Origin of the sequence: Clostridium gelidum, assembly GCF_019977655.1 — a bacterium.
Taxonomy (GTDB): domain Bacteria; phylum Bacillota; class Clostridia; order Clostridiales; family Clostridiaceae; genus Clostridium; species Clostridium gelidum.
In genome coordinates, this window is sequence record NZ_AP024849.1 from 5,755,001 (window position 1) to 5,776,348 (window position 21,348).

At 29.7% G+C, this 21,348-nt stretch carries 19 protein-coding genes; 1 reads left to right on the forward strand and 18 read right to left on the reverse strand.

From position 1 onward, the window contains the following. Positions 1-53 precede the first annotated feature (53 nt). The gene (locus psyc5s11_RS26340) at positions 54-815 is read right to left on the reverse strand and encodes a tRNA threonylcarbamoyladenosine dehydratase (RefSeq protein WP_224035398.1); all 762 of its coding nucleotides are present in this window, start codon (positions 813-815) and stop codon (positions 54-56) included. A 353-nt stretch (positions 816-1,168) separates the two neighbouring features. Here psyc5s11_RS26340 and psyc5s11_RS26345 point away from each other — a divergent pair, with 353 nt between their 5' ends. After that, positions 1,169-1,861, forward strand: coding sequence for a 5'-methylthioadenosine/adenosylhomocysteine nucleosidase (locus psyc5s11_RS26345; protein WP_224035399.1), 693 nt, complete (start codon positions 1,169-1,171; stop codon positions 1,859-1,861). 436 nt (positions 1,862-2,297) lie between these two features. On the opposite strand, the gene psyc5s11_RS26350 is transcribed toward psyc5s11_RS26345, so the two are convergent. The 17 genes from psyc5s11_RS26350 to psyc5s11_RS26430 all read right to left on the reverse strand — a co-directional run bounded on the left by psyc5s11_RS26350 (position 2,298) and on the right by psyc5s11_RS26430 (position 20,921). Beyond that, positions 2,298-4,304: a methyl-accepting chemotaxis protein gene (locus psyc5s11_RS26350; protein WP_224035400.1), complete on the reverse strand. Its 2,007-nt coding sequence runs from the start codon at positions 4,302-4,304 to the stop codon at positions 2,298-2,300. Between the two features lie 415 nt (positions 4,305-4,719). After that, on the reverse strand, positions 4,720-5,541 hold the full coding sequence (locus psyc5s11_RS26355) for a nitroreductase family protein (protein WP_224035401.1): 822 nt from the start codon (positions 5,539-5,541) through the stop codon (positions 4,720-4,722). 58 nt (positions 5,542-5,599) lie between these two features. Then, a complete protein-coding gene (locus psyc5s11_RS26360; RefSeq protein ID WP_224035402.1) occupies positions 5,600-6,202 on the reverse strand; it encodes a TetR/AcrR family transcriptional regulator in 603 nt (200 codons plus the stop codon). Positions 6,203-6,347: 145 nt separating this feature from the next. Beyond that, on the reverse strand, positions 6,348-7,688 hold the full coding sequence (locus tag psyc5s11_RS26365) for a potassium channel family protein (RefSeq protein ID WP_224035403.1): 1,341 nt from the start codon (positions 7,686-7,688) through the stop codon (positions 6,348-6,350). Between the two features lie 175 nt (positions 7,689-7,863). Further along, positions 7,864-8,658 (reverse strand): S1 family peptidase, encoded by a 795-nt coding sequence (locus psyc5s11_RS26370; protein ID WP_224035404.1) that lies wholly within the window; start codon positions 8,656-8,658, stop codon positions 7,864-7,866. Positions 8,659-8,867: 209 nt separating this feature from the next. Continuing rightward, positions 8,868-9,437, reverse strand: a complete 570-nt coding sequence (locus psyc5s11_RS26375; RefSeq protein ID WP_224035405.1) for a hypothetical protein — start codon at positions 9,435-9,437, stop codon at positions 8,868-8,870. Positions 9,438-9,741: 304 nt separating this feature from the next. After that, entirely contained in the window at positions 9,742-10,596 is an 855-nt protein-coding gene (locus psyc5s11_RS26380; protein WP_224035406.1) for an AAA family ATPase, read from the reverse strand. Between the two features lie 23 nt (positions 10,597-10,619). Beyond that, positions 10,620-11,021, reverse strand: a complete 402-nt coding sequence (locus psyc5s11_RS26385; protein WP_224035407.1) for a DUF3795 domain-containing protein — start codon at positions 11,019-11,021, stop codon at positions 10,620-10,622. Between the two features lie 178 nt (positions 11,022-11,199). Further along, positions 11,200-11,517: an NUDIX hydrolase gene (locus psyc5s11_RS26390; RefSeq protein WP_311196392.1), complete on the reverse strand. Its 318-nt coding sequence runs from the start codon at positions 11,515-11,517 to the stop codon at positions 11,200-11,202. A gap of 57 nt (positions 11,518-11,574) precedes the next feature. Next, a complete protein-coding gene (locus psyc5s11_RS26395; RefSeq protein WP_224035408.1) occupies positions 11,575-12,249 on the reverse strand; it encodes an HD domain-containing protein in 675 nt (224 codons plus the stop codon). Positions 12,250-12,550: 301 nt separating this feature from the next. Beyond that, positions 12,551-13,807 carry a DUF1015 domain-containing protein gene (locus psyc5s11_RS26400; RefSeq protein ID WP_224035409.1) on the reverse strand — a complete coding sequence of 419 codons (1,257 nt, stop codon included), beginning with the start codon at positions 13,805-13,807 and terminating at the stop codon, positions 12,551-12,553. Positions 13,808-13,827: 20 nt separating this feature from the next. Further along, on the reverse strand, positions 13,828-14,736 hold the full coding sequence (locus psyc5s11_RS26405; RefSeq protein ID WP_224035410.1) for a D-2-hydroxyacid dehydrogenase: 909 nt from the start codon (positions 14,734-14,736) through the stop codon (positions 13,828-13,830). 532 nt (positions 14,737-15,268) lie between these two features. Continuing rightward, positions 15,269-16,930 (reverse strand): peptide ABC transporter substrate-binding protein, encoded by a 1,662-nt coding sequence (locus psyc5s11_RS26410; RefSeq protein ID WP_224035411.1) that lies wholly within the window; start codon positions 16,928-16,930, stop codon positions 15,269-15,271. A 107-nt stretch (positions 16,931-17,037) separates the two neighbouring features. After that, positions 17,038-18,018 carry an ABC transporter ATP-binding protein gene (locus tag psyc5s11_RS26415; protein ID WP_224035412.1) on the reverse strand — a complete coding sequence of 327 codons (981 nt, stop codon included), beginning with the start codon at positions 18,016-18,018 and terminating at the stop codon, positions 17,038-17,040. After that, positions 18,018-19,025, reverse strand: coding sequence for an ABC transporter ATP-binding protein (locus psyc5s11_RS26420; protein WP_224035413.1), 1,008 nt, complete (start codon positions 19,023-19,025; stop codon positions 18,018-18,020). Before psyc5s11_RS26420 ends, psyc5s11_RS26415 begins: the two co-directional genes overlap by 1 nt. A 13-nt stretch (positions 19,026-19,038) precedes the next feature. Then, positions 19,039-19,983, reverse strand: a complete 945-nt coding sequence (locus tag psyc5s11_RS26425; protein WP_224035414.1) for an ABC transporter permease — start codon at positions 19,981-19,983, stop codon at positions 19,039-19,041. Positions 19,984-19,994: 11 nt separating this feature from the next. Next, entirely contained in the window at positions 19,995-20,921 is a 927-nt protein-coding gene (locus psyc5s11_RS26430) for an ABC transporter permease (RefSeq protein WP_224035415.1), read from the reverse strand. Positions 20,922-21,348 lie beyond the last annotated feature (427 nt).

A 21,348-nucleotide genomic window follows, 5' to 3' on the forward strand; every position in this document is an offset into this window, starting at 1 on the left:
TATTGTGGATTTTATTCTAAAACTTTAATATCTAATTGTTTATTTTAAATGAATTATTTAGTTCCTAAAATATCTTTGATTACTTCTCCGCCAATTATCATTCCTGCAACTGGAGGAACAAATGATATACTGCCTGGGATTTGTCTCTTAATTGCACATTTTTTAGTACCACCCGTACAAACGCATCCCGTTTTACAAGTGACAACATCATCATAATTAGGTTTTATAGGTATTTCTTCAGAATAAACAACTTTTAATTTTTCTACACCTCTTTTTCGAAGTTCATGTCTCATAACTTTAGCTAGCGGACATACCTTTGTTTTGAACACATCCGTAACCTTAAATTGAGTTGGATCTAATTTATTACCTGTACCCATGGAGCTTATTATTTTTATATCTTTTTTACTGCAGTATTCTGCTAATCCAAGTTTTGTTGAAACTGTATCTATTGCATCAACAACATAATCAACATCATCAGGAATTATTTCTGATATATTTTCTTCTGTAACAAAAACTTGATGTGTTATAACATTGCAGTCCCTATTTATAGATGTTATTCTCTCTTTCATTACTTCAACCTTAGGCTGACTTATAGTCTTATATGTAGCATGTACTTGCCTATTTAAATTAGTTAAACAAACTGTGTCATCATCAACAATAATTAATTCTCCAACTCCAGATCTAGCAAGTGCTTCAATTGTATAACTTCCTACTCCGCCTACTCCAAAAATAATTACTTTGCTATTTCTTAATTTATCTAATCCATCTTTACCTATTAAAAGTTCAGTTCTTGATAAAGAATGTTGTGTTGTCATACTTTTCTCTCCTTATTTCTATGTTTATTATCTTCTCAAATCTTGATTTTTATTATAACATAAAATCAATTTTAACTCATTACAAAAACTCATTTTTCTTTTCGTTAAGCTACTTATACTAGCTTTCTAAGCTGGACAACTATAACTACAACTATGGAAATTATTAATGTTAACAATAAGCCACTTCAAGTCATTAAACATTAATCTTATTGATTTAATTTTAAAAATTAAGCTTATACTATTAAATTTATAAATTAATGTTTATAATATACATTAGAGTTATGTATATTATATACAATTTCTTTATATTGTTATATTTACTTGAAAACAAATACTTTAGGAGGATTATTAATATGACTATTGGAATAATTGCCGCTATGGCAGAAGAATTAGAAATTTTACTAAAAGACTTAATACTTGAATCAAAAAAAGAAAAAGCTAATATGACTTTTCATAAGGGTACATTATATGGAAAGGATGTTGTCGCTGTAGTTTGTGGAATTGGTAAAGTTAACTCAGCTATATGCACACAAATATTAGTATCTGAATATAGCGTTGATAAAGTTATCAATGTTGGAGTTGCAGGTGGCATCGGAAAAGAAATTTATCCTGGTGATATAGTTGTTGCTGAAAATTTAGTTCAACATGATATGGACACTACAGCATTTGGTGATAAGATGGGACAAATTCCAAGACTTGATACTTTTGATTTTAAATGTGATGAGGAAATGGTTGCTTTAGCTAAAAAGGCTTGCGAAGAAATTTCAGAAATAAATAGCTTTACAGGTAGAATTGCTTCTGGAGATCAATTCGTTGCGAATATTAAAAAAATTCAATGGCTTGATAAAGAATTTGGAGCAATTTCTTGTGAAATGGAAGGTGCTAGTATAGCTCAAGTTTGTTACTTAAATTCAATTCCATTTGTAGTTATTAGATCAATTTCTGATAATGCAAATAATGGAGCACATATGGATTATCAAAAATTCATTCCAGTTGCAGTTAAAAATTCAACTAGAATATTAAAGCAAATGCTTGAAATGATGTAATATATTCTTAGGCATATTAAACAAAAGCAAAGAGCAAATGTACAAAAAATGTACATTTGCTCTTTCTTAGCAACTGATTTTTACGTTGTCCGCCAACTGGGTACGACCGTACGTCGTACATTGCCTTAGGGATTTTTACGTTGCCCCTTAACAACTGTATATCTTAAAAGATATACTCTTCTGCCGGATTGAAGTGTCAGTCCACTTAGATAACTTATTTCTTATCTTGTTTATATTATACAACAGCTTGTAAATGTTTGCAATACTTTTTTTACTTACTTTATAATTATTTTTAGTACATTATATATGTACTTATATTACTCATTGAAATCTAAAAAAGCACCTAAAAATAATATTGAAATCATTTTAGGTGCCTAAGAAATTCATTTACATTTTTTATTCAAAATTTATATATGGATGCTCTTATGATTAAATCCTATTCTATATTGAAATTCTTTAATTCTTCTTGAAGTTTACGGGATATTTCTTGTAAATTATTTGCATGTTCATTAAGTTCATTCATTGTTGCATTTACCTCTTCTGTCGATGCTGTAACCTCTTCCGATATAGATGCTGACTCCTCTGATACTGCTGCTATATTTTGAATTTGTGCATTTACATCTTCTTTATTTGAGTTCATCTTCTTATTTAAACTGTTAATATTTTCAATTGCCTTTGCTAAAGGTACTATTGAATTAACTATTTTATTAAATATGTCTTCTGTTTCTTTTATCGCCTTGCCTTGTTCTTGTGACATTTCTTTACTTTCTTCCATTGCTCCCTGAGTACTATTGGCTTTAGTATTTATTTCTGTAACAATGGCTTTTATTTCATCTGTAGATTTTTTAGATTCTTCCGCTAATTTTCTAATTTCTTCTGCAACTACTGCAAAACCTTTTCCTGCATCTCCAGCTCTTGCTGCTTCTATACTTGCATTTAAAGCTAAAAGATTGGTTTGCTCAGTAATATCAGATATTGCATTTGACATATAGTTTATTTTATCTATACTTTTTCCCATTTCATTTACCATACCAGCCGATTCAATAGCATTCTCCTTAGCCTTACTAGCTTTATTTATTAAATCTTTAAGTATAACTAATCCTTGATTACTTAGCTTTTCAGTTTCATTTGATAATTCATTAATATGATTTGTATGTCTATCAACGTCATCTATCCTATTTGATAATTCTTCAACACTTGTTGCAACATCTGTAGCTGATTGTGCTTGATTTGTCGCTCCATTTGCAACTTCTTGTATTGCATTTGATACTTCTGATATTGAAGCTGTAGTTTCTTCTGACATACTTGATATATTAATTGATGCTTCAAGTAAATCTGAAGATGTACTCTGAACATTTTTCATTAACTTAGACACATTATCTATCATGAAATTAAAGTCATTTCCAAGCTCTCCAAATTCATCTTTTGATGTAACATTTACTCTTTCTGTAAAGTCACCTTCTGCAACTTTACTAAGAGATACTTTTAATTTGTGTATTTCTTTCATAAGATATGATGCTGCAATAATGGATATGACAATTCCAATAACTACACATATTATTCCTGTAATAGCTATTGTTACTTTCATAATCATTACATTATCAGTTACTTCTTTACTATCTATAATTCCAACTAATTTCCATCCAGTTACTGTATTGGTTTCTTGACATGAATAAAATGATTTACCATTATAAGTCCAATTATATACTCCTCTATCCTCATTCTTAGCTTGATCCCAAAATGATAATTTCGTAATAGTCTCTTCGATATCTTTATTATTATCATTATTTACTATAATATCGCCATCTTTATCTACAAGTAGCACAAATCCTGTATTCAATAATGTTATATTGCTAATATACTCTTTTGTAGCATCTAGTGACATATCAACCCCTATAACACCTATAAATTGTCCACTTTTATCTTTAACTGCTTGAGCTACTGTCATTACTTGTTTACCTGTTATAGAATCTTTATATGGTTCAGTATATATAATTTTCCCGCCAGCTTCCTTAGCATCTTTATACCAACCTCTCTCTTTAAAGTTAAACTCCTCTATACTTTGAGTTTTATCAGCTAATACAAATTCACCATATTCGCCTCCATAATATACATTAAGAACTCCCTCTATTGATTCACTCGTATCTTTAAACACACCTTGAACATATTCTACTGTTAGTTTGTGATTAGCTTGTAGATTACTTAAATCTTTTATGTCTGAATTCTTCGAAAATATGTTCATTTGTGTAGCAAGTACTCCCCAGTACTCTGAAAATCCCTTATCTACTTCTTTAATTGTTTGTATACTTGTTGTTTTTAAATTATTTTCTAATACTGCTTCTGATTTAAGAATTGCCATTGCACCTATAACCAATATCGGTAATACAATCATTGCAACAATCCCAATTACTATTTTTCTAAATAACTTACTATTTTTCTTCATTCATTCTCCCCCTAATATAATTTTACCAACTCATAATTTGTAATATTTTAAATATATAAAATGCATATCTTACATTTATGTGAAATATTAAAATCCAAAATTGCATTTTTGGGATTTTACAGTATCCACACTTATATATAATTTAATATTACTATAATAACATTATAATTTCACTATTCTCTTAGTCTAGATACCTTGTTGTAAACCTTTTCTGCCACTTTAAACTCTCTATATTGTCAAATATCGCCAACAACTATATATACTTTTTAAATCTATAGTCTTTTTGATATTTCAGGTAAACTTAAATTGAAATAGTGCTTTTATATAAATTGTTTTCTAAAAATAAATTGCTATCTAGAAATGCATTTAAATCATTTCTAGATAGCAATTTATATTATATTTGTTTCATTAATCTTTATTTCCACAATATACTTGCATCTTTTCTAGGGACAGTCCTAACATATTTTACATTTGGATATCCAATAACCATGCAAGTTACAATTTCTTTATTTCCTTCAAGTCCAAGTAATTCTCTAATCTTTTCATTGCCTTGTGCTGCCATTGCAAAAAATCCACTAAAGAATGTTCCAAGACCTTGTGCATTAGTCATAAGTTCCATGTTAGAAGATGCTAAAGCTCCATTTACTTGTGAATCAGAAACTACAAGAATTAAAGCTGGAGCATTAAAAAACAACTTATCATTTAACTTAGGATTTTCTTTATATTCATTGTACATTTTTATCCACATTTGTGCGTATCTTTTAAATGGTACAGTTTTAGGGTTTAAATTCTTAAGTATTTCTTCCCCTCTATCCTTAAGGTTTTCTAATGCCATTTCTTTTAATTGTTCAATATTATCCTTAACCACTATGTATGAAACATTTTGAGCATTAGTACCAGTTTGAGTAAATCTTCCTGCTTCTATAATTTTCAAAAGTTTTTCTGTTTCTACATCTTTATCTTTAAATTGTCTTATAGTTCTTCTAAACTTTATGAAATTTAGAAGAGTATCTGATTCTATTTTAAATTCAGCTTCATTATAGTCTCTTACTTCTTCCATATTATATTCATCTGTAGACACTGCACCTTTAGGACAAACCGCAATACAATGTCCACATTTCATACATGTAACGCTATTAATTTTGGCTTTTTCATCAACTAGTTCTATACATTTAATAAAACAATCCTTAACACAAATTCCACATCCAACACATTTTTCACTATTTACATTCATCATAATATAATTAACTCCTTTTATAATTGTATTTTCAACATATCTTCTTTTGTATTTATTTTTACACGATTTTTCCAGATTGAAATTTATCACATTTCATTAATTCATTCATTAAGTCTTCAATGGCTTTTTCTCTATGTACTTTATTATAAAAATCAAATCCTGATTCGGTTTTTATTTTCTCCGCCTTTAAAAATATGTAATTTATATATCCTGCAATTAAATAATTTTTAATTAAAAGTTTCTCTATATTATCTCCATAAATATCTTTAAGACATTTATTATAAGATTCTTCTGAACTTAATAAATGTGCTGTTCCTTGATCGTTTTCTAAATCATCTAAAATTGCAATCTTTGAAATTTCCGAATTATCGGCAATGAAGTTTACTACTTCTTTTAAAATTATAGTAACTCTTTCAACTGGAGACTTTTCTTCTTTATTTTTCATTTTTTCACTTAATAATTTCGTCGCACATGTCATAACACTTTTTACTGCCAAACGAATCAAATTATCTTTGCTTTGAAAATGATAATTTACCATACCATTTCCGAGTTCTGCTTTTTCAGTAATATCTTTAACAGTAATTTCACTTGGTTTTTTACCTTGGCATATCATTTTAATAGTGACATCTATTAATCTTTCCTTAGCATCATTTTCACCCATACGATCATCTCTCTTTCTAATTTTTCCCCTCCTTGAATGTTGTACTGTATTCCATTCAGTATATCATTCAACTTTTATTTGTCAAGTTAATAAACTTTAAATAAAACAAAAAGCGTATGTTGAAAAATAGAATCCTTCATAAAATTTATGATAAAAATCGTCTTGATAAAGTTACTACAAAACTTGCTGTAAAAAACACTCCTAGAAATGATTCCAAACTAACAACTAACTTCATCCAATTAAGAGGCATTATATCTCCATAGCCAACAGTAGTAAATGTTATTATAGTGAAATATAATGCATTACCAAATTTACTAATCAAGAAATTTATCTCAAAAGTTGATGTCTCACACATTTCAAAAATTGTTTTAAATAAACTTTGCTGACTTATTACAGTATCCTTATATATTAATAAATTAGGGAAAATACAATATATTATAAAAAATGCTACTATTATTAAGGCCATTGATAGCAATGTTCTTTCCCAGCTTGTATAATACTTGGTTGATATTTCTATTAGATACTCTAAAAAATTATAATTGTCTTTGTTCTTACTTTTTCTTTCTAACCTCTCATACTTTTTGAAATAATAAAAAGTTTCTAAATATTGTTCTGTTCTTCCACTTGATTTATATATACTAGACACAATCAAAAAATTCCATTTAGTCTTTTTTAAATCATCTTCAAAAATTAATGGCTCGTACCCTTTGTTTTCTAATAACTCATATTCTAAATAGCACTTATCTGAAAAATTGGTTTTATAAAGACTAATCCTACCATTTATCTCATCAAAATTTATTTCAGAATTTTTATAGAAGGAGCATTGGGAAAAATCTAATTCTCCATTAACTTCTAATTCTAATTTGCTCAATCCTTCAAATCTACAATCTATAAATATTAAATTCTGATTTCCTTTTATTTTATCTAAAATAAAATCATTTAAAATATTTACTTCTTGAAAAAGCAGATCTCCATCAAACTTTGATGTATTAACATTAAGTTTTCCAATATCTGAATTTTCTACTATTAGATTTCCTTCAAATATAACATTATCAATTCTAGCTTTCTCACAATTTATAAACCTAATAAAAAAACTCTTTCTTATGACTGAATCATTAATCTTCAACCTTTTATAGTCACCACCTAGTAGTTCTATATCTTCAAAGAAGTGGCAATTGTTAAAACTTAAATATACAGACTCTTCTATCTTAGGTTCACAATAACTGTCAATTTTAAATTTTTCTAAAAATATAGCATCACGGAAAATTGCAAAAATATTATTACACTCACATGTCACCAATATTCCTATTTGTTTCTCCACATAAGCCATAGGATTTAAACTATACTCTAATAATTTTTCTTCTGTATCTACAACTCTATATTTTTCACTCTTATCTTCTTTAACTATAGACACAAATTCTGTCCCTTTTGCAATTTGGCATGATTGTAATTTGTTAAATTCTATTACTAATCCCTCTTTACTCATTCCCCTGCCCCATCCTTATATATTTAAAAAATTAAATTGTTTTCAATATTTTTATTGTAACACTTTTTGCAGAAGAACTTATAATTAAAATTTATATATTTAACAGTGAACTATATTTCAATAATACTTCACATAAAACAAGCAGAGGTCAAAATTTAACCTCTGCTCATTATACTTACTTAAAAGATTTCTTTATCATATCATTAAAACTTGTTGCTGAATTTCCTACATATAATCCATTTCCATCACTACCTATATGGATTCCTACAACTTCACCTTGTTCATTGACAATTGGCGCACCGCTAGCCCCATTTGTACTAAAATTTTTATCTAATTCATAATATAAAACTCCATCTGTATCTGATTTACATTTTCCCGAATAAATATTATTCTCATTCACTTTATCATTATTCCATAAAGATGCTAATAAATATAACTTATCTCCTTTTTTACAGGGTTTATCAGATACCTTAAATGGCTTTAAATTTCCTACATTATTTAATTTGAAAGCTGCAACATCCTTATTAATATCCGGTGATGGCTTAGCATCAGATATAGTTATACTCTCTTTTATTGTCGTTCCACTTGTTTTTTCACTAAACATATCAAATATTTCTCCACCCGTTACAAACTTGCTTACTTCATTTCCATTTAGCTGGGTATCTAATCCCCCTGCTGGTCCAAAAAGATGATGTGCTGTAACTAGAATGGGTTCCTTACTATAATCTGTTTGTATACTAAATGCAGTTCCAGCTTCAAATTCTCCTTCTGTTGTTTGATACTTTACATATAAGATTTCATTATCTTCAAGTTGTTGCCTAAAATGCACATCCTCAATAGACTTTGAAGCTTCATTTTCAGCACTGGCACTATCATTTTTTTGAATAACATTACTTGATGAGTTACATCCCGCTAGTATAAGTGACATAGCAATTATTAATGCTACATGAGAATTCGTAAAAACTTTCAACGTTTCTCCCCCTAATCTTTTTCTCTTTAACCATATAATACATTATTACTTTATACTAAATTAAAACATTTATTATTTCTCATTTACCTTGTTTATTATGATTTTATTCTCTTTTTTACTACTCTCATCGTAATCAATCTTTTTTATTTCTTATTTTATCCTTCTTTGACGTGGACATAGATAATGCTAATAATATGAAGAACGTATAGTTAAAAATCGTATTTAAAATAATCCTTAACAAAATTAGCCATAGGGGCTTTGTCATTTTCCCCTCCGATAAAATCCAGATCCTTATCATAAAAATACAAATATGCTATACTTTTTTTCTCTTCAGATATTCCAATCATGCCAAAGGATTTTGGAAATTGTGTATTAGATTTTTCGCTTCTATCTACAACTTTAAAATTATAACTATTTACTGAAAACTCATATTCAGGGATAAGATATATACTTTCATCAGATCTAAAATTAACTTTTTTATTTAAAAAAGTATATTTTTCTGCTAATTTATCTTTTTCTCTCTTATATGTTTCATCTTCATATTTCACAATGAGAGCAACCGAGTGAGATTCAAAGAAAAACATTGATTTATGGGTATATTTGTATGTGATATTTTGATATTCAGGCAAATCATCAAGAGATGGCATAATGTCTTTTGCATTTGAATCAATTAGGGTGCCACTGTTAAGATAATTTTTAAGATTTGAACTTGACTTGATATATCCAATAATGCAAAGAGTGAAAACAATCAATATAATAATTACATATTTCTTTCTCATTTCAAATCATTTCTCCTTACTTCATAATTTACATTGGTGGAGTAACTACAAGCTTTTATTAGCACACATTTATGAATATTGTGACTATACATAGTAGTTAGTTTTTTTCTAATAATACACTATTGTTCATTATATTTAAATCTCCGATTCAAAAGTATTGATTATCCTTGCTTCGCAAAATCTTTAACTTTTTAAAAAAACATAATCATCTCCTAAAAAATTTCTGCTTATAGATTAATATTTTTTTAAGATTATACTTATTATAGTCTATATTAAAAATAGAAATAATCTACACCCAATACTATTAAAACTCGTTTTCATGTATTTTGAAAAAGTCATAATATATACGTACATTTTCTAATTCCGTCCATTGTTTTACATCAACAGGGTTTTCATCAAGGTTATATATTTTTGCTCCTCGCATTGCAAGCAGGAATGGCGAATGTGTTGATATAATAAACTGACATCCTAAAAACCGTGCAGAGTCCTCAATAAAACGCATTAATTCCATCTGAAGTTTTGGAGAAAGACTGTTTTCAGGTTCATCCAATATATATAGTCCATTTTCACCAATTTTTTCAATAAAATATCTGAATGCACTTTCCCCATTTGAATATTCCCTCACATTAGCCATCAATTCATTTCTCACAAACCGCGACTGCGTTTTACTTCTAGAATTATTTACTTTTTTTAGTTGCTCATAATCTTCTATAGACTTCATTTGGAAACGAGAATATTTCGCATCCAAATACTCTTCAAAGATTTTTTCCCGTTTTTGGTCAATTCCTTCATTTAGATTACGAATATTTAGCATATAGTCAAATACATCATCGCTGGTAATAATTCTGCTATTTTCAGGGATGTCGGTTTCAAGATACATCTCACACATATTGACATAATCAGGATAAAAACTAGATTTATTATAGATAGAATCACGATTTATTCCTGTTTTTTCTGCTATGACATTTAATGCCGTTGACTTTCCCGAACCATTTCCTCCATATAAAATCGTAACTGCCTCGAAATCAATTCTTTCAAGACCATGTGCTGATAATATCTTGAATGGATAAAACGAGTCATAACAGGTTCTTTTTACCTCCATGAAAAAGTCAAACTCCATATCCTCATTGGGCAATGTAAAATTATTTAAATAAACCATTCTTTTCTCCTTATAATAAATAATTATTTTTGTCCTGTCCTTAATAGTTTTAAGACGATCTCTTCATTTTCAAGATTATCATACTCTTTATTATGTCCATACAATATTCCATTTTCCTGATTTCTAATCAAATATTCTGCAAGCTTCGTAGTTCCTTCTTCCTTAATACAACGAACAAAGGCACGAATCCTAATATCATGAGTATTACTAAACATATCCTTATTACAAGGAAAATCTTCACAATCCCAACACCCATTAATGTTTTTGTCTACACAACAATTATATTGATAACACCCCTCTTCAGATAAATGTTTTCCACAACAATTTTTATTAGACTTGCAACCATCACATTTATCTGCTAAATGACATAATTTACACACCAGACCACAATAACCAATGCTTTTGCTTACTTCATTAATATCCATTCAACTTCTCCCCCATTAAATTTGTAATATATTACTCTTATAAAGAAATTACATACAATTAAACTTTATTTATAAATTCCAATACTTTCTTATGTAAAAATGGTTGAATTAAAGGATAAGTCAAATCATCCGGTATATCATCGAATAATTTAATTTCATTTATCTCAAAATCAGGTAATTAATCTAGTTTTTCTACTTCAGAATAAAATAATGCACCAAATGATTCAGTGTAATCTACTGTTTCATCTCTTTCTACTGAATATATACATACTGGTGTAAGATTAAACTCCTTTGCTCCTGTTTCTTCATACAATTCTCTTGCCGCAGTATCAACTATATTTTCATTTGGTTCTCTATGGCCTCCTGGTATTTCTAATGTCCGTCTCTTCTTATGCTTTACATAAATCCACTTTCCATTAAACTTTGCCATTATCACAGCAAATAATAATTTATTATCTTCTATTGTGTTTAATTCATAAAAATTTACTTTTAACATTTCTTTTCTCCTCCTCAATCAATACCTTATAGTTTATAATAACAATCCGTCTTAATTTTATTTAACACCATCTATTTCTAACTTTAATCTAATAAAATATTCATCCATAAATTTTAATCTCTCTTTTCCTATTTCTTTTGCTTTCTCTGTATATAATTTATCTGGAATTTTTTTAAATTTCACCTCATACTCAATAAAAGGTGTATGTTTTGTAACATCTTTCAATCTTCCATTTTCAACTGCATTGCATTTAAGATATTCATCAAGAGATTCATTTGCTATTAACCTTTGTCCAAATTGTCCTGCTAACATAAAAGTACGAGCAATTCCACTTGCTCCTATAACATCAAGTTTATCTGAATCAAAAAGGATTTTTGCTTCTATAGTATTAGGCTCATTCCCTGTTCTAAATCTATGTGCTATAATACAGTGCTTTATCTTCTCTATTTTTTCTTCTTCATATTCTAATTTTCTTAGTATATCTTCTGCAATCACACTACCTAAAACTGCATGATCAATTTCTCCTGTTTTATCTTGGCTCTCTTCCACTCTTGAAATATCATGTAATAATGCTGCTGGAATGAGTATTTCTAAATCAACGTCTTTCTCATATTTTGCAAGTAATAAACAAAGATTATAAACTCTAAATACATGATCTAAATTATGTGCTGAGCACGTTAATTTTTGCTCCACAATTTCCACAATTTTTTTGTGTTTCTCTTCCATATTCATATATATTACCATCCCTTTTATAAAATACTTCCATGAATACAGATTATCAAACATATGTTCTTTTGTCAAATTATACAGTAATTAACATATAGTAAGACGGGATTAATATTCCTGTAAAAAAATTGTATCAAATTACGAAAATCACCCTTAATTTCGAACAAAAAAAGAGCATAAATTCGAATTAAGAAAACCGACCCAAAGGCTCTGTTTCTATCGCTTTTATGCTCTTTATTTCATTCTGTTTTAGGTTCTGTTTTTTTACTGCTCCGCAACCTAGTCAATCTTTTTTTGACGGGGACAATTATTTTAATTTATGAACAAACAATCCACTTCTAAGCTTAGGTTCAAACCATGTTGATTTCGGTGGCATCACTTCTCCAATATCTGCAACGCTCATTATATCCCTAACTTCAGTAGGATACATTGAGAATGCTATCTTCATGTCTTTGTTTGCTCTTCTTTCAAGCTCTTTAAGACCTCTAATTCCACCAATGAAATCTATTCTATCTGATGTTCTTACATCTTCAATTCCTAAGATAGGTGTTAAGACATTGTTTTGAAGTATTGCAACGTCTAGACTATCAATTGGATCTTCAGCATTGTAAATACCATCTTTAGCTTCCAATACATACCATTTATTTTCTACATACATTCCAAATGTATGCTTCTTAGCTGGTTTAACTGGTTCGGAACTTTTTGCTTCTGTTACAGTAAACTTTTCTTCAAGTTTTCCAATTAACGCATCTTTAGTCAACCCATTCAAATCTTTAACTACTCTGTTATAGTCCATAACCATTAAATCATTATCTGGGAATGCAACTGCTAAGAAATAATTAAATTCTTCATTACCAGTATAATCTGGTTTTTCTGCTCTTCTCTTAAGTCCAACCTTTACAGCAGATGCTGATCTATGATGTCCATCTGCAATATATAAGTAATCTACTTCTTTAAATAAATCAACTATTTCACTTATGATAATTTCATTATCAATTACCCAAACAATATGACTTATTCCATCTTCAGCTACAAAATTATATACAGGCTTTCTCTTACTCTCATTTTGAATCCAAGCATCTATTATTTCTGATGCAATTTGATCTTCTTTATATGTTAAGAAAATAGGTCCTGTATTTGCATCACAATAATCAACGTGATTAATTCTATCTTCTTCTTTATCTGCTCTAGTAAATTCATGCTTTTTAATAATATTGTTCATATAATCATCAATGGAAGCACAAAATACTATTCCTGTTTGGGATCTTCCATTCATTATTTGTCTATATATGTATAAGCAAGGTTTCTCGTCTTGAGTATATTCTCCATCGGTTATCATTCTATCAAGGTTTTCTCTAGCCTTTTCATAGACTTTTGGATCATGTGCATCTATTGCTGGATCCAAATCTATTTCAGGTTTATCAACATGAAGAAATGAATGTGGATTTCCAACTACCATTTCTCTTGCTTCATCGCTATTCATTACATCATAAGGCAAAGCTGCTATTTTTGTAGCTAATTCTGCAACTGGTCTTATTCCCTTAAAAGCTTTAACTATTGCCATTGAAAATTCCTCCCAAATAATTATATATTAAAGAATTCCTTAATTACTGAAACTACTTCTTCACCAATTCTTGTTTGAGCTTCTTCAGTTGCAGCTCCAATATGTGGTGTAACGCTAACTTTTGCATGGTTAATTAATGCTTCATTCTTAGTTGGTTCTTGTTCAAATACATCAATTCCAGCTCCAGCAATTTCTCCATTATTAAGAGCTTCAAGTAATGCTGCTTCATCAACAACTTTACCTCTAGCACAGTTAATAACATATGCAGTACTTTTCATTAATTCTAATTCTTTCTTTCCAATTAATGAACCTGCTGCTTTGTCATATGGTACGTGAAGTGAAATAAAGTCTGAAGTCTTTAATACTTCTTCTAATGATACAAAGTCATAATCTAAATCATCATGTTTTCCTTCAATTGTATAATATATAACAGTCATCCCTAAAGCTGTAGCTTTCTTAGCTAAAGATTGACCTATTCTTCCCATTCCAACAATTCCAAGTGTTTTACCTGCAATTTCAGTTCCTTGGTATTTCTTTTTATTCCATTCACCATTTCTCATAGTGTAGTTAGATATAGCAATAAATCTTGCTAATGCAAACATATGACCAATTGCAAGTTCTGCAACTGAATCTGAACTAGCTGAAGGTGTATTTTTTACAGCTACTCCAATTGCTTCTCCAGCAGGTATATCTATATTGTCTATTCCAACACCAGCTCTTATAGCTAATTTTAATTTTCCGCCTTCTTCTGCTTTAAATACATCAGAAGTAAGAGTTGTAGCTGATCTAATAACTATTGCATCGAAATCCTTTAATTTTTCTCCTAATATGTCTTGTTCAAAATGTTCATTAATAACCTCTGCGCCCAATGCTCTTAATGCTTCAATTGATGCGTTTTCTAATCCGTCGTTTGTTAATACTCTAATCATTTTTAAAAAATCCCCCTTAATTTAAATATGCTTATTACTTTAATATTTCTCTACATAATTTTATGATCTGTCTAACTATTATAAAATTTCAAAACACACAAACCGATATTCCCCATCAAAACTATCTGAATTGTGATTACACAACTACATTATAAATCAAAAAACTATTCTTGTGTAAGCAATTCTTTAAGTTCTGCAAATATCAATCTGCCTTTAAACATTAATAAATATTTTAACCTTTAATCTATTATATTCATTATCTACTTAAAACTTGTTTTTTATATTCTACTACTTATTTAGTTTTAATTCAATACTTTGTTGTGCTGAATGATGATTTTAGTTGATAGTTATATATTTTTCTATCAATATATGACTATCATTGTTAAAGTTTTCTTCACATACTTATCAAATTAATATCCATTTCAATAACTATAGTCGCCTTAACTCTAAACCTTTTAATTATCAAATATAAAAAAATGCTATTTCAAACACATTTGCATTTGAAATAGCATCTTATTTTAAGTTATATAAATTATTTTTTTCCTTCTATATAAGCTTTATCAAAGTATATGAATCTAAGTGGAGATACTCTTACACCCTTAACATAGCTCTTGATTCCTCTTGTTTGATTAGTATACCATAAAGGGATAATTGGCATATCTTCCATTAATAAATCTTCTGCTTGATGAAGCATTTCCATTCTCTTCTTAGCATCTGCTTCATTCTTTGCATTATGAATTAATTCAATATACTTAGGATTATTATATCCTGGATCATTTTGTGCTGATTCTGGTGTGAACATATCTAAGAATGTCATTGGATCTACATAATCACCTGTCCATCCACCTCTTGCAACTTCGTATTGCTTATTAGTTCTTGTTGTTTGGAATACTTTCCATTCTTGAGTTTGAAGTTCAACATTAAACCCAGCCTTCTTTAACATATCTTGGATAGGTTGATATCTAGCCCCATTACCGCCTTCTGGATTGTACAATATTGTCATTTGTGGTAATCCTTCACCATTAGGATATCCAGCTTCAGCTAATAACTTCTTAGCTTCTTCTACATTCCCCTTTGGATCGAAGTATTGCTTACTAGCAAACACTTTTCCATCTGCATCAAGAATACTGTCTGGTATAAATCCATGAGCTGGTGTTGGATGATTTTTTATAACATTTTCAGTAATTGCTGTTCTGTCTATAGCAAGTGACATTGCTTTTCTTATTCTTATATCACTTAATACTTTAGCAGCATCTGGATTTACTTCTTTAGCTTTATCTGAAATATTGATATTTATATAATCAGTTGATAAATCTTTAAACTGAGTTGCACTTCCATCCTTTATTGCTGCTTCAACTTCAGGTTCTGGAACATCATATACCATATCAAATTGACCTGCTTTAAAACTTGCCCATGCTGATGTAGGTTCAGTAACCATCTTCATTGTTAATTTATTAAGCTTAACACCATCTTTTGATACATAATTTTCATTCTTTTCTAATACAATTTGGTCTTTAATCTTATAATCTGTAAATTTGAAAGGTCCATTAGAAACTAAAGTTTTAACATCAGTTGCCCAATCTTTATTGCTTTCAACAATCTTTTGTTCTACTGGCATATATGTTGGACCAGCTGTTAATTCTAAGAAATATGGACATGGTCCTGCTAAAGTAACTTCTAATGTAGTATCATCAGTTGCTTTAACCCCAACTTGATCTGCTGTTCCTTTTCCAGTATTATATTCACTTCCGCCTTTAAGGTATAACATTTGGAATGAGTATTCAGATGCTGTTTCTGGATTTAATACTCTTTTCCATGCATATTCAAAATCGCTTGCCTTAAGTGGATCTCCATTTGACCATTTAAGATCTTTCTTTAAATGAAAAGTATATTTCAATCCATCTGGAGACACTTCCCATTTTTCAGCTTGACCTGGAATTGCTTTATCATTGTCGTCTAACTTAGCTAAACCTTCAAAAGCATTTACTGCTATAATAGCCCCATCCACTGATTGATTTAATCCTGGATCTAAAGTCTTTGTGTCTGCCGCTAAATTAAATACTAATTCTTGTTTCTCTCCAGCTGGTGCTGCACCTTTGTCAGTAGTTTTAGAACCACAACCAACTAATACTGAAAGTCCAATTGTTGTCGCTAAAGCTATTGCGCAAATTTGTTTTACTTTGCTCTTTTTCATTAATATTTCCCCCTTAATTAATTATTTATTATATAATAACTGTTTAAGTTGCTATTGCTAAAACTTCTTAACAGTATACTATGCAAATTATTTATTATTATACATTTTTAATCATATAAATGACATGCTACAAAATGTCCTGGCTTAACTTCCTTTAATTCTGGATCAATTTCAGAACAAATTGGTTTTGCATATCTACATCTACCTTTAAATCTACATCCTGGTGGTGGATCTATTGGTGATGGAATATCTCCTTCTAATATGATTCTTTTATTATTTTTAGCAACATCCGGATCTGGTATTGGCACTGCTGAAAGTAATGCTTGTGTATATGGATGTAAACCTTCTGAATATACTTGATTACTTTCTCCCTTTTCAACCATTCTTCCTAGGTACATAACTCCAATATGAGTTGATATATGTTTAACCATTGAAAGGTCATGAGCTATGAAAAGATAAGTCAATCCTAATTCTTCTTGAAGTTCTTCAAGCATGTTTACAACTTGCGCTTGTATTGAAACGTCAAGAGCTGAAATTGGCTCATCGCAAACTATCAATGATGGTTCTACAGCTAATGCTCTTGCTATACCTATTCTTTGTCTTTGTCCTCCTGAAAATTCATGAGGATATCTATTTATATGGTCACTTGCAAGCCCTACTTTTGATAATAAACTTCTTATTCTTTCTGTCCTTGCTCCACCTGTTAGTAATTTATGTACATCAATCGCTTCTCCAATTATATCTCCAACAGTCATTCTTGGATCCAATGATGCATATGGATCTTGAAAAATCATTTGCATTTCTTTTCTTAAAGGAATCATTTCTTTTACTGAATTTTTTGTTATATCTTTTCCATTAAAAATTATTTGTCCAGATGTTGGTTCATAAAGCTTTAATATTGTTCTTCCTGTAGTTGTCTTACCGCATCCCGACTCACCTACAAGCCCTAAAGTTTCTCCTCTTTTAAGTGTAAATGAAACTCTATCCACTGCCTTAACATAGCTTTTAGCACCAAATAAGCTCTTCTTTGCAGGGAAGTATTTACATAAGTCTTTAACTTCTAAAATTATATCTTTATTATCTTCCACTACTTTATCCTCCTTATAGGCGATTCGATTTTGGGTGCATCTTCATGGCATAACCAACATGCCACATGATGGTTTTCTCCTGCTTCAAATAGTGGCGGCTGCTTTTGGATACAAACCTTCATTGCATAGTCACATCTTGCAGCAAACGGACATCCAATTGGTGGATTCAATAAATCTGGTGGTTGTCCTTCAATTGGAATAAGTTTTTCTCTCATATCTCCCTTAGGATTTGGTATACTTCTTAAAAGTCCCCAAGTATAAGGATGCTTTCCTCTATAGAATATATCTTCAGTAGTTCCTGTTTCTACTATTAGTCCACCATACATTACATTAATTCTGCTACATACATCTGCAACAACTCCCAAATCATGAGTTATTAATATAATTGCAGTACCAAGCTTTTGTTTCAAATCCTTCATTAAATCAAGGATTTGAGCTTGAATTGTAACATCTAAAGCTGTTGTAGGCTCATCCGCTATAATAAGCTTTGGTTCACAAATTAAACTCATAGCTATCATGGCTCTTTGTCTCATACCACCTGAAAATTCATGTGGATATTGTTTCATTCTTTTCTCAGGACTTGGTATTCCAACTAATCCAAGCATCTTTATAGCTTCCTTTTTTGCTTCTGCTCTGCTAACTTTTCTATGCTTTAATAGGGGTTCCATTAATTGGTCTCCTATTGTATATACTGGATTTAATGATGTCATAGGATCTTGGAATATCATTCCAATATCATTACCTCTTATAGTTTCCATCACTGATTCTTTAACACTAGAAATATCTTTACCATTAAAATGGATTTCTCCACTTGCAAGCCTTCCATTGTCAGCCAATAATCTCATAATTGACATCATAGTAACACTTTTGCCACAACCTGATTCTCCAACTATACCTAGTGCTTCTCCCTTTTCTAAGCTAAATGATACACCTCTTACTGCATGCACTTCACCAGCACTAGTTTTGAAGGAGGTTCCTAAATTCTTTACATCTAATAAATTTTCCATTTTCTCTCTCCTCCTATCTCTTATTCTTAGGATCTAATGCTTGGCTTAATCCATCACCAAAAAGGTTAAAACATAATATTATTAAGCAAATTATAGCTGCTGGAAACAGTAATTGAAGCGGATATGAATAAATTGCCTGCATTGCTTCATTTGCTAAAGTTCCAAGTGATGCTCTAGGTGCTGCAATTCCAAGACCTATAAAACTTAAAAATGCTTCTGTAAATACAGCTTCTGGAATTAGTAATGTTAATGTAACCATTATTGATCCAATACAATTTGGAATCAAGTGCCTAATTAATATTCTAGAATTTGATGCACCTAATGATTTTGCCGCAAGAACAAATTCCTGTTGCTTTAATTGAAGTACATCTCCTCTTACTATTCTAGCCATTCCAATCCAATATGTTATGGAAAGTCCTAATACAATTGTAAAAAGCCCACTTCCATTAGCTCCTGGCTTATTTAAAACAGCCATAAAAATTATTACATATATAGTCAAAGGAATTGAAGATAAAACATCCACTATTCTCATTAATATATTATCTATTACTCCACCAAAGAAACCAGCTACTCCACCATATATTATACCAATAAATAGATTTATAACTGCTGCTAAACCTGCAATAATTAGTGAATATCTTGCTCCATATAAGTTTCTAACAAACAAATCTCTTCCTAGATTATCTGTTCCAAACCAATGTTCAGCTGAAGGTGCTAAATACGTATTCGATAAATCATTTGATGCATAATCATATTTAGAGAACCATGGTACTAATACCGCTGCCGCAATTATAGCTATTATTACTATTAATGACATAAGTGCCATTCTATCTTTTTTTAATCTCCTCCAAGCATCTTCCCAATAACCGACACTTGGTCTAATAGTTACGCTAATTTTCTTTTCTTCCGCGCTTAGAGGAGTAAATAATTCCTTTTCTATTTTAAATTGATTTTCCATTTTCTTTCCCCCTAAGCTTCCGCATCTTGTAATTTTATTCTTGGATCAATTAATATATATAATATATCAACAAAAAAAGTGAAGAATATTAACATTGTACAATAAAAGACTGTTACTCCTAGTAACATGCTATAATCTCTATTTGTAACTGATTGTACAAATTCATTACCAAGTCCAGGAATTGCAAAAATCTTTTCTGTAACAAATCCTCCTGTTAATATAGACGCTGTTAAAGGCCCAACATATGTAACAATTGGTATTAATGAATTTCTTAATGCATGTTTAAATACAATAGTACTCTTGCTTAAACCTTTCGCTTTTGCAGTTCTTATATAATCTGACTTTAACACATCTATCAACTTACTCCTTGTAAGTCTTGTAATAAACGATAATGATGCTGCTGATAGTGCTATACATGGCATTATATCATTTTTCCACTCACCAAATCCTGTTGGAGGTAGTAATGTAAATTTAACACCTAATATATAAATTAAAACTGCACCTATTACGAAACTTGGTATTGTAATACAAAGTGTTGCAACAAATACTACCACCCTATCTGGCCATCTTCCATTTTTAAGTGCTGCTAGTGTTCCTAGAAGTATACCTCCTATTAATGCAATAAGTACTGCTATTATACCTAGTTCTGCAGATGCTGGAAACGACTTACCTATAGTTTCCGATACTTGTCTACCTTTGAAAACCATCGATTCACCGAAGTCTCCTTTAACTAAGTTGCCCATGTACATTACATATTGCATTGATAAAGGTTTATCAAGTCCATATTTCGCCTCTATATTTGCTCTAATTTGCGGTGTTAACTTTTCTCCATCAAATGGGCCTCCTGGCATAAGCCTCATTAGAAAAAATGTTACTGTTATTACAACCCATATTGTTAATAGGCTTGTAACAAATCTTTTTCCAATATATTTATACATGTGTCCCTCTCCTTCTTTTTACGTTTGTATGTTGGTTTATATATTAATTTATTAAATAATTGAAGAATATATAATTGAGTCAAAAGTGTTGTTTTGATATATTTCTTTTATTTTTACCGAAAGCGGTTCCATATTGGTTTAGTATATTTAATATATTAATGGAGTCATTAAACACATCAAAACTGTCTAATAACTCCTTTGTTACTTTTTTTATTAATATTAAATTTTTTAGTAATAATATTTAACTTATTATCAATACAACATTATAATAATAATATTTTTATCTATAAGTGTCAATATTTTATTTGAATTAGATAATACAAATTTCTACAATTATTATTCTTTACTTTTGTGGATTCTTCCAAATTTATATTTTCATATATACATTCTATATGATGCTAAAAATTATAAAAAAGATACTTTTTAA

Coding starts and splice junctions, on each gene's coding strand:
- psyc5s11_RS26340 (WP_224035398.1), bottom strand. CDS start 815: ATGACAACACAACATTCTTTATCAAGAACTGAACTTTTAATAGGTAAA.
- psyc5s11_RS26345 (WP_224035399.1), top strand. CDS start 1,169: ATGACTATTGGAATAATTGCCGCTATGGCAGAAGAATTAGAAATTTTA.
- psyc5s11_RS26350 (WP_224035400.1), bottom strand. CDS start 4,304: ATGAAGAAAAATAGTAAGTTATTTAGAAAAATAGTAATTGGGATTGTT.
- psyc5s11_RS26355 (WP_224035401.1), bottom strand. CDS start 5,541: ATGATGAATGTAAATAGTGAAAAATGTGTTGGATGTGGAATTTGTGTT.
- psyc5s11_RS26360 (WP_224035402.1), bottom strand. CDS start 6,202: ATGGGTGAAAATGATGCTAAGGAAAGATTAATAGATGTCACTATTAAA.
- psyc5s11_RS26365 (WP_224035403.1), bottom strand. CDS start 7,688: ATGAGTAAAGAGGGATTAGTAATAGAATTTAACAAATTACAATCATGC.
- psyc5s11_RS26375 (WP_224035405.1), bottom strand. CDS start 9,437: ATGAGAAAGAAATATGTAATTATTATATTGATTGTTTTCACTCTTTGC.
- psyc5s11_RS26380 (WP_224035406.1), bottom strand. CDS start 10,596: ATGGTTTATTTAAATAATTTTACATTGCCCAATGAGGATATGGAGTTT.
- psyc5s11_RS26385 (WP_224035407.1), bottom strand. CDS start 11,021: ATGGATATTAATGAAGTAAGCAAAAGCATTGGTTATTGTGGTCTGGTG.
- psyc5s11_RS26390 (WP_311196392.1), bottom strand. CDS start 11,517: ATGTTAAAAGTAAATTTTTATGAATTAAACACAATAGAAGATAATAAA.
- psyc5s11_RS26395 (WP_224035408.1), bottom strand. CDS start 12,249: ATGAATATGGAAGAGAAACACAAAAAAATTGTGGAAATTGTGGAGCAA.
- psyc5s11_RS26400 (WP_224035409.1), bottom strand. CDS start 13,807: ATGGCAATAGTTAAAGCTTTTAAGGGAATAAGACCAGTTGCAGAATTA.
- psyc5s11_RS26405 (WP_224035410.1), bottom strand. CDS start 14,736: ATGATTAGAGTATTAACAAACGACGGATTAGAAAACGCATCAATTGAA.
- psyc5s11_RS26410 (WP_224035411.1), bottom strand. CDS start 16,930: ATGAAAAAGAGCAAAGTAAAACAAATTTGCGCAATAGCTTTAGCGACA.
- psyc5s11_RS26420 (WP_224035413.1), bottom strand. CDS start 19,025: ATGGAAAATTTATTAGATGTAAAGAATTTAGGAACCTCCTTCAAAACT.
- psyc5s11_RS26425 (WP_224035414.1), bottom strand. CDS start 19,983: ATGGAAAATCAATTTAAAATAGAAAAGGAATTATTTACTCCTCTAAGC.
- psyc5s11_RS26430 (WP_224035415.1), bottom strand. CDS start 20,921: ATGTATAAATATATTGGAAAAAGATTTGTTACAAGCCTATTAACAATA.